The organism is Caulobacter sp. GW821-FHT12D05, assembly GCF_058807295.1.
This window is the reverse complement of record NZ_JBXAQO010000001.1, coordinates 33,576-47,759: the sequence shown is the minus strand read 5'-3', so window position 1 is coordinate 47,759 and position 14,184 is coordinate 33,576. Positions and strand designations below refer to the sequence as shown.

Sequence of the window (14,184 nt, the reverse complement as noted above, 5' to 3'; positions counted from 1 at the left end):
TTCGCGACGGAACGGCGAAACTCCCGCGTTGAATGAGCAAGATCGCGTGTCAGCGCAAGGGAGAGCGCCGCTTGAGCTTACCGTCCAAGGACATGATGGCCGCCATCGCCGTCACCCGCTTCGGGCTCGGCGCCCGTCCCGGCGAGATCGACGCGGCCAAGGCCGACCCGCAAGGCTACCTCACCGCCCAGATCCGCCGCGAGGGCGCCGACATCCCGCAGGATGGCGGCGAAAGCGCCTCGGTCCGCTTCGAGCAGATGCGCGACTACCAGCAGCAGCGCCGCATGGAGCGTCAGCAGAAGGACGGCGAGGACAAGACCGCCGCCAACGCCCAGAACTTCAAGGACGCCCAGCGGGACCTGCGCGAGAAGGTCGGCGCCGACTTCCTGGCCCGCGCGCAGCTGGGGGCCAGCACGCCGGCCAGCTTCCGCGAACGCTGGGCGCTGTTCTGGGCCAACCATTTCACGGTCTCGGCCACCAAGCAGATCACCTCGGTGCTGATCGGCCCGTTCGAGCGTGAGGCGATCCGGCCCTACGTGTTCAACAGCTTCGAGAACCTGCTGGTCGCCTCGTCCACCCATCCGGCCATGCTGACCTATCTGGACCAGGCCCAGTCGATCGGCCCCAACAGCCGCGCGGCCGGACGCCGGGGCGGCAAGGCGGGGCTGAACGAGAACCTGGCGCGTGAAATCCTGGAGCTGCACACGGTCGGCGTCGACGCCGGCTACAAGCAGGCCGACGTGACCGAGTTCGCCCGCGCCCTGACCGGATTCTCGGTCGGCCGCGACAACGAGGACCGTGCCGGCCAGTTCGTGTTCCGTGACAACGCCCACGAGCCCGGCGCCCGCACGATCCTGGCCCGCCACTACGGCCAGGCCGACATCAAGCAGGGCCTGGCGGTGCTGAAGGATCTGTCCGCCGATCCGCGCACCGCCCACCATGTCTGCGGCAAGATCGCCCGTCACTTCGTCTCGGACACGCCGCCCAAGTCGCTGACCGACCGGCTGGAGAGGCGCTGGATGGACACGGGCGGTGACCTGGCGGCCGTCGCCAAGGCCCTGGTCGAGAGCCCCGAGGCCTGGGATCCGACCCCGACCAAGTTCAAGACGCCCTACGAATACACCCTGTCGACCTGGCGGCTGATCGGGGCCCAGCCGTCGGCGATCGAGCGCCTGGCGCCGATCCTCACCGGTCTCGGCCAAAAGCCCTTCTCCGCCCCCTCCCCCAAGGGCTGGGCCGAGGACGCCCAGACCTGGGCCTCGCCCGACGGGCTGATCAAGCGGATGCAGTGGGCGCAAGGTTTCGCCGCCGTCGTCGCCGACCGCACCGATCCCAACGCCCTGGCCGTCTCGGCCCTGGGCGAACGCCTGACGCCCCCCGTCGCCAAGGCCGTGTCGCGGGCCGAGACCCGCCGCGAAGCCTTCGCCCTTCTCGTGATGAGCCCGGAGTTCCAACGCCGATGACCGCTCACCTGAACCGCCGCGCCCTGCTGGGCCTTGGCATCTCCGTCAGCTTCCTAGGCTCCCAGGCCTTCGCCGCCTCCGAGGGCGATCTGGCCAAGAAGAAGCTGGTCGTCGTCATCTGTCGCGGCGGCATGGACGGCCTGTCGGTCTCACCGCCGGTGGGCGACGCCAACTACGCGGCCCTGCGCGGCTCGATCGCCCTGAAGCCCGACCAGGTGCTGAAGCTGGACGAGACCTTCGGCCTGCACCCTGCCCTGAAGTCCGTCCACGCCTTGGCGCAAGCTGGCCAGGCCCGCATCGCCCCATCCATCGCCAGCCCTGACCGCGCCCGCTCGCACTTCGAGGCCCAGGACGTGCTGGAGACCGGCGCCGCCCATGTCTACGGGACCGAGACCGGCTGGCTGAACCGCACGCTGGAAGCCCTGGCGCCGGCCCGCAAGGTCGAGGGGCTGTCGGTCGGGACCACCGCCCCGCTGATCCTGCGCGGCAAGGTCCAGGCGGCCAGCTGGTCGCCGGGTAAGGGCGTCGACGAGACCGCGCGCCTGCCGACGCTGCTGCAGGACCTCTATCGCAACGACCCGATGCTGGGCCCAGCCTTCGCGCGGGGCCTGGAGACCGAGACCATGGCCCAGCAGGCCATGACCGCCCTCGCCGCCACCCCCGCCATGAACGTCGCGGCCGCCTCGACGCCGAGCATGCTGCAGCCCGCGTCCATGTCCCCGACCATGGCCAACGACCGCCAGAACCGCGCCGGCAGCGAGGCCGCGCGCAAGCTGGGTTCGACCCTGGGCGGCTTCATGACGCAAGCCGGCGGCCCGCAGATCGCCGCCATCTCGCTGGACGGCTTCGACACCCACGCCGGCCAGCTGGGCCAGATCGCCACGCGCCTGTCCTACATGGACGCGGTGTTGGACGGCCTGCACACGGGGCTGGGCGTGGAGTGGAAGAACACCGTGGTCATCGCGGTCACCGAGTTCGGCCGCACCGCCCGCGTCAATGGCACCGGCGGCACCGACCACGGCACGGCCTCGACCGGCCTGATCCTGGGCGGCGCGTTGAAGAAGGGCGGCATCGTCGGGGACTGGCCCGGCCTGGCGCAAAACGCCCTGTTCGAGAACCGCGACACCGCCCCGACCCTCGACATGCGCGGCCTGTTCAAGGGCGTGCTGGCCGACCACATTGGCGTCGACCTCGCGGTCCTGGAGAGCAAGGTGTTCCCCGACAGCGCGGCCGCCAAACCGGTGACCGGTCTCGTCTAGGCCTATCGACGAATCTTGGCGCTGCGCCGGCCGAAGGGCTCGGCGTCCGCCTCGTCTTCCGAGAAGCCGAACTTGCGGAAGCCTTCCTTCATCTCGGGGCTCAGCGGAGCCTCGAGATGCAGCATGCCGGCCGACGGGTGCGGCAGCATGATCGAGCGGGCGTGCAGCTGCAGCTTCAGCCCTTCCGACAGCGGATCGGACTTCTCGTCGCCGTACTTGGGATCGCCCAGGATCGGATGGCCCATGGCCTTCATGTGGGCGCGCAACTGGTGCGTACGGCCGGTGTGCGGACGCAACGCCATCCAGGTCACGCGCGGACCGGCGCGGCTGATGGTGACGAATTCGGTCTCGGCCGGCTGGGCGTCCGGATCCTTGGGCTGGGCGGGCACGACCAGTTCACGATCACCGACGCCACGCTTGGCCAGGTGCAGCTCCATCACGCCCTCGGTCGGGTGCGGATTGCCGGCGACGATGGCCCAGTAGGTCTTCTGCGCCTTGCGCTTGGCGAAGGCCCCCGACAGGCGCGCGGCCGCGGCCGGGGTCTTGCCCAGCAGCAGCACGCCCGAGGTGTCGCGGTCCAGGCGGTGAACCAGACGCGGGCGATCGACGCCCTCGCCCCAGGCGCTGAGCAGCTTGTCGACGTGCTTGGTGGTCTTGGTGCCGCCCTGCACGGCCAGGCCGGCGGGCTTGTTCAGGGCCAGGACTTCCTCGTCCTCGTACAGCACCAGCGACTTGGCGTAGGCGATGTCGCGGGCCGACAGCTTGTTCTTGTCGGTCGGATCGGGCGCGTCGGGCAGCGGCGGCACGCGGATCTGACTGCCGGCCGCCAGCTTGGTGTCGGCCTTGGCCCGCGAGCCGTCGACCCGGACTTGGCCCGAGCGGAACAGCTTGTTCAGTTGGATATGGTTCAGGTGCGGCCAGCGGCGCTTGAACCAGCGATCCAGGCGGACCCCGTCCTCGCCGGCGTCGACGTACAGGGTGCGGACTTCTTTAGTGCTCATGCGAAAACCTTGCGGGCGACCAGAAGGCCCGCGAACAGGGCGGCGATCGAAAGCAGGACGCTCGCGGCCGTATAGGAGAAAGCCTGGCCATACGCGCGCTTCTGGATCATCAGCGCGGTTTCCAGGGAGAAGGACGAAAAGGTCGTGAAGCCGCCCAGGGCGCCCACGCCCAGCAGCACGCGCCACTGTTCGCTCGACGAACTGCCGCGATGCGCCAGCCACGAGGCCAGGCATCCCATCAGGAAGCCGCCTACGACATTGACGGTGAAGGTGCCATACGGCCAACCGGGTCCCATGACCCGCATGGCCCCGACGCCGACCAGATAGCGCGCGACCGAACCGACGGCTCCGCCAGCGGCCACCAGAAGCAGCTTGTTCATGAACGCCTTATGCGCCGAGCGGGCGTGAACGCCAAGCACCCACCGCAGTTCCCTTGTTTTTCCCCGATTTCTTTCAAGGTAAACGCGGTTGTAAACCCTCTTTCAAAACCCACGGTTAAGCGCGGGACCGCACTCTGCACGTGTCTTAAACAGCGCCAGACCCATGCCCTTCGACACCCCCCCTCCTTCAGACGCGACCGAACGCGTGGCCTTGCCGGGCCCGGTGCTTCAGCGCCTGACGGGCAATGACCTGGTGTCGCGCGGCTCCGTCAACGTCATCAGCATCAAGGCCATCCGCCAGTGGGCTGGCGAGTGGTGGAGCCAGAAGCGTGGCGACGTCTGGACCTATGTCGAGCTGAAGCTGAACGAGCACCTGGATCGCCAGGACATGCGTGCGCGCATCTCGGACAGCGAATTCCTGATCGCCATGAACCACGACCAGGGCCTGGCCGCCCAGGCGACCAGCGTGAAGATCCTCGAGGACGTGCTGACCCATCTGCTGGGCGCCGCCTCGCCGATGGACCTGGGCATCCGCTCGGTCATCGGCATCGAAGGCGGCGAAGCGGTCTGCAAGCCGATCGACGCCTCGGTCGTCCTGGCCGCCCGCGCTCGCCGCGACAGCGCCCGTTCGCCGGTCCGCGTGGCCGTGGATCCCGCCGACGAGTCCCGCCGCACTCCGGTGGCTTTCACCACCGCCGGCGGCGCGGCACTGCGGGTCGACTTCACGCTGGAACACGTGGTCAGCCTGCGCCGCAACGTCACCACCGCCGTGCGCATCGAGCCGATGGTCACCCATCTGGCCAGCGGCCGGCAGGCCTCGGCCCGCGCCCTGACCAAGCTGTCGGACCGCGACGTCGCCTTCATCGACGAGTCGACGCTGAAATACGCGGCCGTCTTCGCCCGCTCGGCCCAAGGCCCCAATACGCCCGAACTGATCCTGCCGGCCTCGTTCCGCACGCTGGGCACCCAGCGCGGCCGCGACCTGCTGACCGGCACCGCTGGTCTGTCGCTGGCCCTGCTGCGCGGCGGCGTCCAGATCGAGCTGGTCGACGTCACGCGCGGCACGCCCGCCGGTCGCCTGCTGGAAGTGGTCGGCCTGCTGCGCGCCCTGACCCGCGGCGTCATCGCCCGCGTACCGCCGGACAAGGAAGCTCTACGCGTCCTGCGCGACGCCCGCCTGGCCGGGCTGGCTTTGGACGGCTCGGACCTGTCAGGCGAAGCGGCCAAGATCGCCATGGACATCATGGCCTTCGGTCGTGACTCACGCGGCCTGGCGCCGATGACCATCCTGCAGGGCCTGCCGCAGGAAGGCTATTTCGCCGCCGCCGACACGGCCGGCCTCACGCACGCCTCGCTGCGCGCCAACTATCCGCTGGCCAAACAGGCCGCGGCCTAATCAGGTCCGCTGACGGCCGTAGCCGACGTTCTTGACGACGTCGCGCGCGTCATAGGCGTCGCGGTCCTTCGGGACAGCACCCTTGCCGAACACCACCTCGATCGAACGCGAGAAAGCCGGGCCCGGCCCCAGGTCGAAGCTGGTGCCCAAGCCGATGCCGACGCTGGAACGGCGCCCGAAGCTGGCCGAGCCGCCGCCGACCGACATCCGGGGTCCGCGATCATAGCCGCTGGACGTGGTCGAGCGGTCGGCGATCCGGAACCAGTCATAACCGTCGCGCAGGGCCAGTTCGGCCGCGCGCAGCAGGGCGTAGTCGGCGATCTGGGCCTCGGGCGCGCCGGGGCCGCCCTGGAAGGTGACGCGGTAGCGACCAGCCTCCAGCCGATATTCGGAATAGCCGACGTCGTTGGGCGCGCCGGCCTGGGCGCGATAGACGGTCGGGACGCTGGCGCAGGCGGCGAGCAAGAAGCCCGACAGAGCGGCGGCAATAAGCGGTTTGGCGATCTTCATGGCGTTCGTGCCTCTTCAGACCTGATCAACGGCCTCGGAACCTGGCTGTTCCGGGACTGACAGTTCGAGGGCCGCAAGCATGGCCGTGAAATCGGACGGAAGCGGGGCCGTGATCTTGCGCTCGCCCCCCAGCGGATGCGGGAAGGTCAGGCGCGCGGCGTGCAGCATCAGGCGCGGCACGGCCACGCCCCCCAGCATCAGCGCGCCGCCATAACGGCTGTCGCCCGCCAGCGGCCGGCCGATCGAGCCCATATGGACCCGCAGCTGGTGCATGCGGCCGGTGTCCGGCGACAGCTCGACCAGCGCGGCCACGCCGTTGCTGGCCAGGGTGCGATAACGGCTGCGGGCGGTCTCGGCGTCCGGATGGTCCGGCTCGCAGACCCGCATATAGGCCTCGCGGCCGATCGACTCGCGGCGCAGCGGGCTGTCGATCATGCCGCCCTTGGGCTCCGGCGCGCCCGGCGCGACGATGGCCAGGTAGCTCTTGCGGAAGCGCTTGGCCATCATGGCCTCGCCCAGGAAGGCCGCGCCCGGCTTGGTCTTGGCCGTCAGGATCACGCCCGAAGTGTCACGGTCCAGGCGGTGGATCAGACGCGGCCGCGCCTTGCCCGGCTTGGCGAAGGCCCACAGCAGATCATCCAGCGTATGGGCCTTGATCCGGCCGCCCTGGCTCGAGAGGCCCGCCGGCTTGTCCAGCACGATGATCGCCTCGTCCTCGTACAGCACCCACGACTTGGCCGCGTCGATCTCCTCTTGTGTCAGGGTGATGGGGCACTCGATGGCCTTGGGCTTGGCGACACCGGGCGGGCGGCGGAATTTCGGACTGCTCATGACGTCCCCTTACCGAACTGGCGGGACAAAATGAAAGCGCCGATCGCCGCGATGAGCGCCGATGGCAGCATGAACACCAGTAGCGAGCCCACAACATCCTCGCTCCACCAAGGCATCGGCCCCGTGAACATGACGTCCAGCGCCGTGCTGAAGAACATCTCGCCATAGAGGAAGCCGCCAGTGGCCGAGCCCGAAATCGCCGCCGCGGATACGGGCCGTCCCGGGAAGGCCTGGGCGGTCACCAGAATGCTCGTCGCCACCGACAAGAGGATCAGAGGCAACAGCAACGCCTTCACGTCACCGGGCGGAGATCCAACCACGCCCCCTTGAGCGGCGAAGACGAAGAGTGTGAGAAGCAAGGCTCCAGCCGACAGATAACGGCTCCGCAACACCTTCACTTCCCATCCTTCCGCACCTTGCCCCAGGCTTCCAAGCGCTCTCGTACCTTGGCCTCGGCCCCGACCGGCTTGGGTTCATAGAACCGCCTGCGTTCCATGCCGTCCGGGAAGTAGTTCTGGCCCGACACCCCGCCTTCGACATCGTGGTCGTAGGCGTAGCCATCGCCATAGCCGAGTGACTTCATCAGCTTGGTCGGGGCGTTGAGGATGTGCGACGGCGGCATCAGGCTGCCGGTCTCCTTGGCGGCGCGGCGGGCGGCCTTGTAGGCGTTGTAGACGGCGTTGGACTTGGGGGCCGACGCCATGTGGACCACGGCTTGGGCCAGGGCCAGTTCGCCCTCGGGCGATCCCAGGAAATCGTAGGCGTCCTTGGCGGCCGTGGTCAGCAGCAGGCTCAGCGGATCGGCCGCGCCGATGTCCTCGGACGCCATGCGCACCAGGCGACGAGCGATGAACAGCGGGTCCTCGCCGCCCTCCAGCATCCGCGCCAGCCAGTACAGGGCCGCATCCGGGTCGGAGCCGCGCACCGACTTATGCAGGGCCGAGATGAGGTTGTAGTGCTCCTCGCGGTCCTTGTCGTAGGCCGGGCGGCGCTTCTGCAGGAACTGGCCCAGCTGGGTCGGGTTCAGCGGGCTGTCGGTCCCGATCGAGAACAGGGTCTCGGCCAGGGTCAGCAGGTAGCGGCCATCGCCGTCGGCCATCGACACCAGCACCGAGCGCGCGTCGGCGTCGATCGGCAGCGGCCGGTTCTCGGCGGCCTCGGCGCGTTGCAGCAGTTGGTCCAGCGAGTCCTCGCCCAGGCGCTTGAGCACGAAGACCTGGCAGCGCGACAGCAGAGCGCCGTTCAGTTCGAACGAGGGGTTCTCGGTCGTGGCCCCGACCAGGGTGACGATCCCCTCCTCCACGAACGGCAGGAAACCGTCCTGCTGGGCGCGGTTGAAGCGGTGGATCTCGTCGACGAACAACAAGGTGCTCTGGCCGGCCATACGCCGGGCGCGAGCCTGCTCGAAGGCCTTCTTCAGGTCCGCGACGCCGGAGAACACCGCCGAGATCTGGTGGAACTCATAGCCGCCGGCCTTGGCCAGCAGGCGGGCGATGGTGGTCTTGCCGGTGCCGGGCGGCCCCCACAGGATCATCGAGGCCAGGCGGTGGGCCGCCGCCATGCGGCCGATGGGCCCTTCGGGACCCAGGAGATGCTGCTGGCCCACCACCTCGTCGAGGCTCTGGGGGCGCAACCGGTCGGCCAGCGGGGCCGGAGCGTGAGGCGTCAGGCCGGCGGCCTGGAAGAGATCGGACATGCCCTCTTCTAGCAGGCCCGCCCGTTCAAGTCCCATTATCACCTTGCCCTCAAAGTGCCCGCGTTAACGATGAGGACGGACATGGACGATCAGGTCGACAAGCAGGGAACGCGCCGCGGCGGCCTGATGCTGACGATCGTCGCGGCAGCCCTGGTGCTCTACCAGGCACTGGCCATCTTCCGATACGTGACCACGCACCAGGCCGACGGCGATCCGCTGTTCGCGGACTTCTACGCCTTCTGGAGCTTCGGCCGCTTCCTGCACGCCCATCCGGCCGACCAGATCTACGACTTCAAGCTGCTGGAGAGCGTCCAGCACGCGCTGCTGCCGGGTTTCAACAAGTTCTATCCGTGCATCTACCCGCCGACGCTGCTGCTGTTCCTCGGGCCCTTGAGCCTGCTGGGCTACATGCCCGCCTTCGCCGTCTGGACGGCCGTGGGGCTGGTCGGTTTCGCCCTGGCGGTCGGCGCGACCGAGCGTGGCGCGCGCTTGCCCTGGCTGGCGGTGCTGGCGCCGACCACGATCCTGACCATCATCTTCGGCCAGAACGGCCTGATCACCGCGGCCCTGCTGATCGGCGGTTTCCGCCTGATGGAAAAGCGCCCCTGGCTGGCCGGCGTGCTGCTGGGCCTGTTGTCCTGCAAGCCGCAGATCTTCGTCCTCGTGCCGCTGGTGCTGCTGGTGGGACGGCGCTGGCGTCCGTTGGCGGCCACCGTGCTGACGGTCCTGGCCCTGACGGTGATCAGCGTGTTGGTCTTCGGCTTCGAGGCCTGGCTGACCTGGTTGAAGACCCTGCCCCGGTTCTCGCGAGCGCTCGAGAGCAACTGGGACGCGCTGGGCTGGCTGATGCCGACTGTGACCGCCAGCCTGCGCGGCGCGGGCGTCAGCGCGCCGGTCTTCAGCGCCGTACAGCTGATTGTGGCGGCCGTCGTCGTCGCCGTGCTGCTGGCGCTGTTCCACCGCAGCCGGAACAAGCCCGCGCCCACCGCCCTTGACGCCGCAGCGCTGCAGGTGGGCCTGTTCCTGACCAGCCCCTACGCCTTCATCTACGACATGCCGATGGTGTCGGCCGCCGCCGTCACCCTGGCCATGGCGCGCATGGCGCCGGGCCAGACCTGGCGGCCGGGCGAGCGTGTCATCGCCCTGGCCGCCTATTGCCTGCCGCTGATCATCTTCTCCGAGACCTTCAAGGCGATCCCGCTGGGGCCGATCGTGCTGGCCGCCATGTTCGCCGTGCTGGCCCGCGCGGCCTGGGACGTCAGACCGTCAGACGCGCGGTGATCCGCTGGCCCTGACGCTCGATCGTCACAGTCCAGTTGCGCCCCTGCCCCGTCGTCGCGGCGGCCACGTCGGCCACCGTGTTGATCGGCCGCCCGTTGATCTCGCGCACGAAGTCGCCCGGACGCAGGCCCGCGCTCATGGCGTAGCCCTGGCCGATCTGGGTGATCAGCACCCCGCGACCGAGGAACGGATCGACGCCCAGCTCCTGGGCCACGGCGGGCGACAGGTTGACCAGGGTCGCGCCGCTGAACGGGTTATTGCCCTTGATGGCGCGCTCGTCCTTGGCCGGGGTCTCGGGCGCGGCGTCGGCGCGGACCGTGATGGTCTGCTCCTTGTCGTTGCGCTGGATCTGCATCGGCACGCGGTCGCCGACCTTGTGGGCCCCGATGGCGAAGGCGCCGCCGCCCTCGTCGTTCACCGGACGGCCGTCGATCGACAGGATGACGTCGCCTTCTTTCAGGCCGGCGCCATCGGCCGACGAGCCGGGATAGACCTGGGCGATCAGCACGCCGCGCGGGGCGGTCATGCCCAGGCTGCGGGCGATGTCGCCGGTCACCGGCTGGCCCTTCACGCCCAGCCAGGGCCGCACGACCACATGGGCGCCGCCCAGGGCCGCGCCAACCACCTGCCGCACGACATTGGCCGGAATGGCGAAACCGACGCCCGAGGACGAGCCCGAGCGCGAGATGATGAAGGTGTTGATGCCGACCAAGTCGCCGTCCATGTCGACCAGCGGACCGCCCGAATTGCCCGGATTGATGGCCGCGTCGGTCTGGATGTAGCTGCCGAAGTCCGCCGCGCCGACGTCCGTCCGGGCCAGGGCCGAGATGATGCCGTTGGTCACGGTCTGGCCAACGCCGAACGGGTTGCCCATGGCCAAAACCAGGTCGCCGACCTCCAACTGTTCCTGGTCGTCGATGGCCATGACGGGCAGCTTCTCGCCTTTGGTGTCGATCTTCAGCACGGCCAGGTCGGCGCGCGGGTCGTCCAGCAGCACGGTGGCCGGAAACTCGCGACGGTCGGCCAGCTGGACAGTGATGTCGCCCTTGCCCTCGACGATGCCTTCGATGTTGTGGTGGTTGGTGATGATCACCCCGTCGGCGCGGACGATGGCTCCGGAACCCAGAGACCCTTGCACCTGCTCGCGCGGCGCGCCACCGCCCATGAAGAAGTCCCAGAACGGATCGACGCGCTGGCGCACCACCCGGCGGCTGGCGACGTTGACGACGGCCGGCGCGGCCCGCTTCACCACCGGCGAGAACGACAGCTTCATCGACGCGGAATCGGCCGGTGCGCGCTTGGTCGGCGCGGGCATGTCGGGGATCGCCCCGGAGACCGACTGGGCCTGGGTCTGGCCGGTCGGGTTGGAGCAGGCGGCCAGCAGGACGACGACGGGCAGCAGGGCGCGAAGGGTGGTCTTCAAGAATAGCTCCTAAATCTTGTCCGCGACCTCAGCCGAGCTTTCGGGCGACTCTAAGGCGTCAGGCCGCTTGCGGTTCCGCTGCCGGCGCCGGACGGGCCTTGGCGTAGGCCAAGAGCGTCGAGGCCAGCATCAGCGCCGCGGCGATCAGCACGGGCAAGCCCGGCAGGTGCAGGGTGGCGTCGTGGCGGATGGCGAAGGCGAACGGCAGCAGGAACAGCGGCGGGCCGATGATCGAGGCGATGCCCATCATGGCCGAGTTGGCGCCCTGCAGCTGGCCCTGTTCGTTGGGCAGCACGCGGCGCGTCATCAGGCCCATCAGGCCGGGCTGGATCAGGCCGGTCAGCGCAAACAGCGGCAGGCCGCACAGATAGAGGAAGCCGGTCGGCGCCAGGCCGTAGATCATGAAGCCGGCAAAGCCCGAGAACAGGCCGATCAGCAGCGCGCCACGCTCGCCCACCGCCTTGACCACCCGGCCGACGATCAGCGCCTGGACCACGATCCCGGAGATGCCACTGGCCATCAGCGTCAGGCCGATGACGTCCGGGCTCCAGCCATAGCGGAAGCCCATATACAGCACGAAGACGCTGGGCAGCACGTTGTGAGCCAGCTGGAACAGGAAGCCGACACCGGCCAGGCCCAGCAGGCCCGGATGGCCGCGCAGCAGCCGCAGCGAGCCGACCGGATTGGCCTTTTTCCAGTCGAAGCGCGGCTGGCGACGCTCGGGCGGCAGGGACTCTGGCAGGACAAAGAAGCCGTACAGCCAGTTCAGCAAGGCCAGGCCCGCGCAGACCAGGAACGGCGCGTGGTGGTCGAACTTCCACAGCCAGCCGCCCAGGGCCGGGCCGAAGGTGAAGCCGACGCCGAACGCCGCGCCCATGAGGCCAAAACCCTTGGCGCGGTTCTCGGGCGTGGTGACGTCGGCGACATAGGCCCCGGCGGTCGAGAAGCTGGCCGCCGTCATGCCGTTCAGGATCCGGCCGACGAACAGCCACCACAGGGTCGGCGCGAAGGCCATGAACAGGAAGTCGATCCCCAGACCGAAGATCGAGGTCAGGATCACCGGGCGACGGCCCCAGCGGTCGGACATCAGGCCCAGGATCGGCGAACAGAAGAACTGCATCACGCCCCAGGTGGTGGCGAACAGCACCGTCCAGTCGGCGGCCACGGCGGTGTCGCCGCCGCCGAACGACTTCACCAGATTGGGCAGGACGGGGATCATCACGCCCAGGGACAGGACGTCCAGGGTCGCGGTGACGAAGATGAAGCCCAGGGCGGCCTGTCGTTTCACGCCCGTGATCGGTTGGTTCATTGGTCGCCCTCCCCGGCGGCCCCTAGTTGGACGCTGTTCGCCCGGCTCGCAAGCCCCGCCAGCAGCACGCGCCACCACTCTCCATGCCGTTGCAGGAAGATCGCGTTCGGGAAGGTGTGGCGCGCGACGTTTTCGGCTGGGATGGTGTCCCAGCCGCGATGCTCGACGGTCACGCGGGTGCCGTCATCGACCGGGTCGAAGCGGACCTCGACCTCGGTGTCCATGCCGGGCTCGAAACTGGCCTGACGCCAGCCGAACACCAGCCGCGCGCCGCGTTCCCAGACGCTGACCTTGCCGACCTCGAACACCTTGCCCGAGGCCAGGCGCTCGACCAGCCGGCCATCCTCGAACGCCATGACGCCCGGCGAGCGCGGGGTGAACGAGAACAGCGTGTTGGGCCGCCACCACAGGGCGATGTCGTCGGTGAAGGCGTCGAACACCACCTCGGGCGGTGCGGCGATGCGCAAAGCGACCAGGATCTTGGAACTCACTCGCCTTCCCCTTGGGCCTTGGCCTCCACATGCGCCTTCAGGGCCGACAGCTGGTCGACCCAGTGATCCTCGGCCGCTTCCAACCAGGCCTTCAGCTGCGCCATCGGCTCGGGCCGCAGGCGGTAGACGCGGACGCGGGCGTCGAACTCCGGGTGGCTCTCCTCGACCAGGCCCGACTGGCGCAAGGCGCGCAGGTGCCGGCTCATGGCCGGCGGCGTCAGGCCCAGGCTCTCGGCCAGCTCGCCCGCCCGGCGCGGCCGCTCGCGCAGCAGGTCGACCGCGCGCCGCCGGTGCGGGTCGGCGAGCGCGGCGAGGGTGCGGTCCAGGGCCTCGCTCACAGCAGCTTCTTCGGCGCGACGTTGCGCCAGGCGTCCAGCAGCGCGCCGCGCGCGGTGGCCTCGTCACAGGCGGCCAGGCGCAGACGGGTCGCCCCGCCCTTGCCCCAGCCGCCCGGCACGGGGACGAAGACCTCCGGCTCGGCCGCGACACGCATCTCCTGCTGGTCCGGCGTCAGCTTGACCATCGCCCAATCGGCGTCGGGATTGCCCAGGGTTGCGAAGATCCTGCCGCACCGGAAGTCGACCGTGCCCATGTGCGAGCTCTCGATCGCCTGCGGCATCGACAGGGCCAGGCGGCGGAAGTCCTCCTGAGAGATCATTCTTTCGCCACCGCGATCTTCAGGCCGCTGCGGGCCTCCATGTCGGCGATCGACACGGTCTCGACCTTGGCGGCGATGGTCCAGATGTGGCCTTCCGGATCGCGGCAGCGATAGGTGCGGTCGCCGTAGAACTGAGTGGCCGGCTCCTCCAGGATCTCGGCCCCGACGGCGCGAGCGCGCTCGCAGTGGGCGTCGACCTCGCCATCGATGAAGATGTGGATCGCTTGCGTGTTCTTGCCGCCTACCGACGCCGGGCTGGCGTGGTTCTCGCTCCACTCGTGGCCGATCATGATGCTGGCCGGGCCGTAGCTCATCTGGATATGCGCCGGACCACCCTTGTCGTCCTCGATTAGGAAGGTCGGCTCGAAGCCGAAGGCCTTCTCCAACCAGGCCGTGGCGGCCTTGGGGTCACGGTAGATCAGGGCGGGGACCAGGTTTCGCGGCGAAGTCGACATGGCGCATATCCTTTCGATCAACGAGAATATT

General features: G+C 69.1%; 16 protein-coding genes. 4 read left to right on the top strand and 12 right to left on the bottom strand.

The window, feature by feature from the left end; all coding sequences use genetic code 11:
- The first annotated feature begins 32 nt into the window (after positions 1-32).
- A complete protein-coding gene (locus AC1RRR_RS00320) occupies positions 33-1,463 on the top strand; it encodes a DUF1800 domain-containing protein (RefSeq protein WP_492809586.1) in 1,431 nt (476 codons plus the stop codon).
- Complete coding sequence (locus AC1RRR_RS00315) at positions 1,460-2,722, top strand: DUF1501 domain-containing protein (RefSeq protein ID WP_492809585.1); 1,263 nt, start codon at positions 1,460-1,462, stop codon at positions 2,720-2,722. Before AC1RRR_RS00320 ends, AC1RRR_RS00315 begins: the two co-directional genes overlap by 4 nt.
- A 2-nt stretch (positions 2,723-2,724) precedes the next feature.
- On the opposite strand, the gene AC1RRR_RS00310 is transcribed toward AC1RRR_RS00315, so the two are convergent.
- Positions 2,725-3,723 (bottom strand): RluA family pseudouridine synthase, encoded by a 999-nt coding sequence (locus AC1RRR_RS00310; RefSeq protein ID WP_492809583.1) that lies wholly within the window; start codon positions 3,721-3,723, stop codon positions 2,725-2,727.
- Positions 3,720-4,103 (bottom strand): fluoride efflux transporter CrcB, encoded by a 384-nt coding sequence (gene crcB, locus AC1RRR_RS00305; protein ID WP_291875291.1) that lies wholly within the window; start codon positions 4,101-4,103, stop codon positions 3,720-3,722. Before crcB ends, AC1RRR_RS00310 begins: the two co-directional genes overlap by 4 nt.
- Positions 4,104-4,266: 163 nt before the next feature.
- Here crcB and AC1RRR_RS00300 point away from each other — a divergent pair, with 163 nt between their 5' ends.
- A complete protein-coding gene (locus tag AC1RRR_RS00300; protein ID WP_492809581.1) occupies positions 4,267-5,499 on the top strand; it encodes a hypothetical protein in 1,233 nt (410 codons plus the stop codon).
- Here AC1RRR_RS00300 and AC1RRR_RS00295 read toward each other — a convergent pair whose 3' ends face one another.
- From AC1RRR_RS00295 to AC1RRR_RS00280, 4 genes are read right to left on the bottom strand one after another with little or no spacing between them, the layout of a single operon-like run.
- The gene (locus AC1RRR_RS00295; protein ID WP_492809579.1) at positions 5,500-6,009 is read right to left on the bottom strand and encodes a CC0125/CC1285 family lipoprotein; all 510 of its coding nucleotides are present in this window, start codon (positions 6,007-6,009) and stop codon (positions 5,500-5,502) included.
- A gap of 15 nt (positions 6,010-6,024) precedes the next feature.
- Positions 6,025-6,840 carry an RluA family pseudouridine synthase gene (locus AC1RRR_RS00290; protein WP_492809577.1) on the bottom strand — a complete coding sequence of 272 codons (816 nt, stop codon included), beginning with the start codon at positions 6,838-6,840 and terminating at the stop codon, positions 6,025-6,027.
- Complete coding sequence (locus AC1RRR_RS00285; RefSeq protein WP_492809575.1) at positions 6,837-7,238, bottom strand: hypothetical protein; 402 nt, start codon at positions 7,236-7,238, stop codon at positions 6,837-6,839. The genes AC1RRR_RS00290 and AC1RRR_RS00285 overlap by 4 nt, the downstream gene beginning before the upstream one ends.
- Positions 7,235-8,536, bottom strand: coding sequence for a replication-associated recombination protein A (locus tag AC1RRR_RS00280; protein WP_492809573.1), 1,302 nt, complete (start codon positions 8,534-8,536; stop codon positions 7,235-7,237). Before AC1RRR_RS00280 ends, AC1RRR_RS00285 begins: the two co-directional genes overlap by 4 nt.
- Before the next feature lie 81 nt (positions 8,537-8,617).
- Between AC1RRR_RS00280 and AC1RRR_RS00275 the strand changes: the two genes are divergently transcribed.
- Positions 8,618-9,817 carry a glycosyltransferase family 87 protein gene (locus tag AC1RRR_RS00275; RefSeq protein ID WP_492809572.1) on the top strand — a complete coding sequence of 400 codons (1,200 nt, stop codon included), beginning with the start codon at positions 8,618-8,620 and terminating at the stop codon, positions 9,815-9,817.
- Here the strand turns inward: AC1RRR_RS00275 and AC1RRR_RS00270 are convergent.
- From AC1RRR_RS00270 to AC1RRR_RS00245, 6 genes are read right to left on the bottom strand one after another with little or no spacing between them, the layout of a single operon-like run.
- Positions 9,795-11,240: a Do family serine endopeptidase gene (locus tag AC1RRR_RS00270; RefSeq protein WP_492809570.1), complete on the bottom strand. Its 1,446-nt coding sequence runs from the start codon at positions 11,238-11,240 to the stop codon at positions 9,795-9,797. The genes AC1RRR_RS00275 and AC1RRR_RS00270 overlap by 23 nt on opposite strands.
- Before the next feature lie 58 nt (positions 11,241-11,298).
- On the bottom strand, positions 11,299-12,549 hold the full coding sequence (locus AC1RRR_RS00265) for a TCR/Tet family MFS transporter (protein WP_492809569.1): 1,251 nt from the start codon (positions 12,547-12,549) through the stop codon (positions 11,299-11,301).
- Positions 12,546-13,040 (bottom strand): SRPBCC domain-containing protein, encoded by a 495-nt coding sequence (locus AC1RRR_RS00260; RefSeq protein ID WP_492809568.1) that lies wholly within the window; start codon positions 13,038-13,040, stop codon positions 12,546-12,548. Before AC1RRR_RS00260 ends, AC1RRR_RS00265 begins: the two co-directional genes overlap by 4 nt.
- Complete coding sequence (locus AC1RRR_RS00255) at positions 13,037-13,378, bottom strand: ArsR/SmtB family transcription factor (protein WP_492809566.1); 342 nt, start codon at positions 13,376-13,378, stop codon at positions 13,037-13,039. Before AC1RRR_RS00255 ends, AC1RRR_RS00260 begins: the two co-directional genes overlap by 4 nt.
- Positions 13,375-13,698, bottom strand: coding sequence for an MmcQ/YjbR family DNA-binding protein (locus tag AC1RRR_RS00250; protein WP_492809564.1), 324 nt, complete (start codon positions 13,696-13,698; stop codon positions 13,375-13,377). Before AC1RRR_RS00250 ends, AC1RRR_RS00255 begins: the two co-directional genes overlap by 4 nt.
- A complete protein-coding gene (locus AC1RRR_RS00245; protein ID WP_492809562.1) occupies positions 13,695-14,153 on the bottom strand; it encodes a VOC family protein in 459 nt (152 codons plus the stop codon). Before AC1RRR_RS00245 ends, AC1RRR_RS00250 begins: the two co-directional genes overlap by 4 nt.
- Positions 14,154-14,184 lie beyond the last annotated feature (31 nt).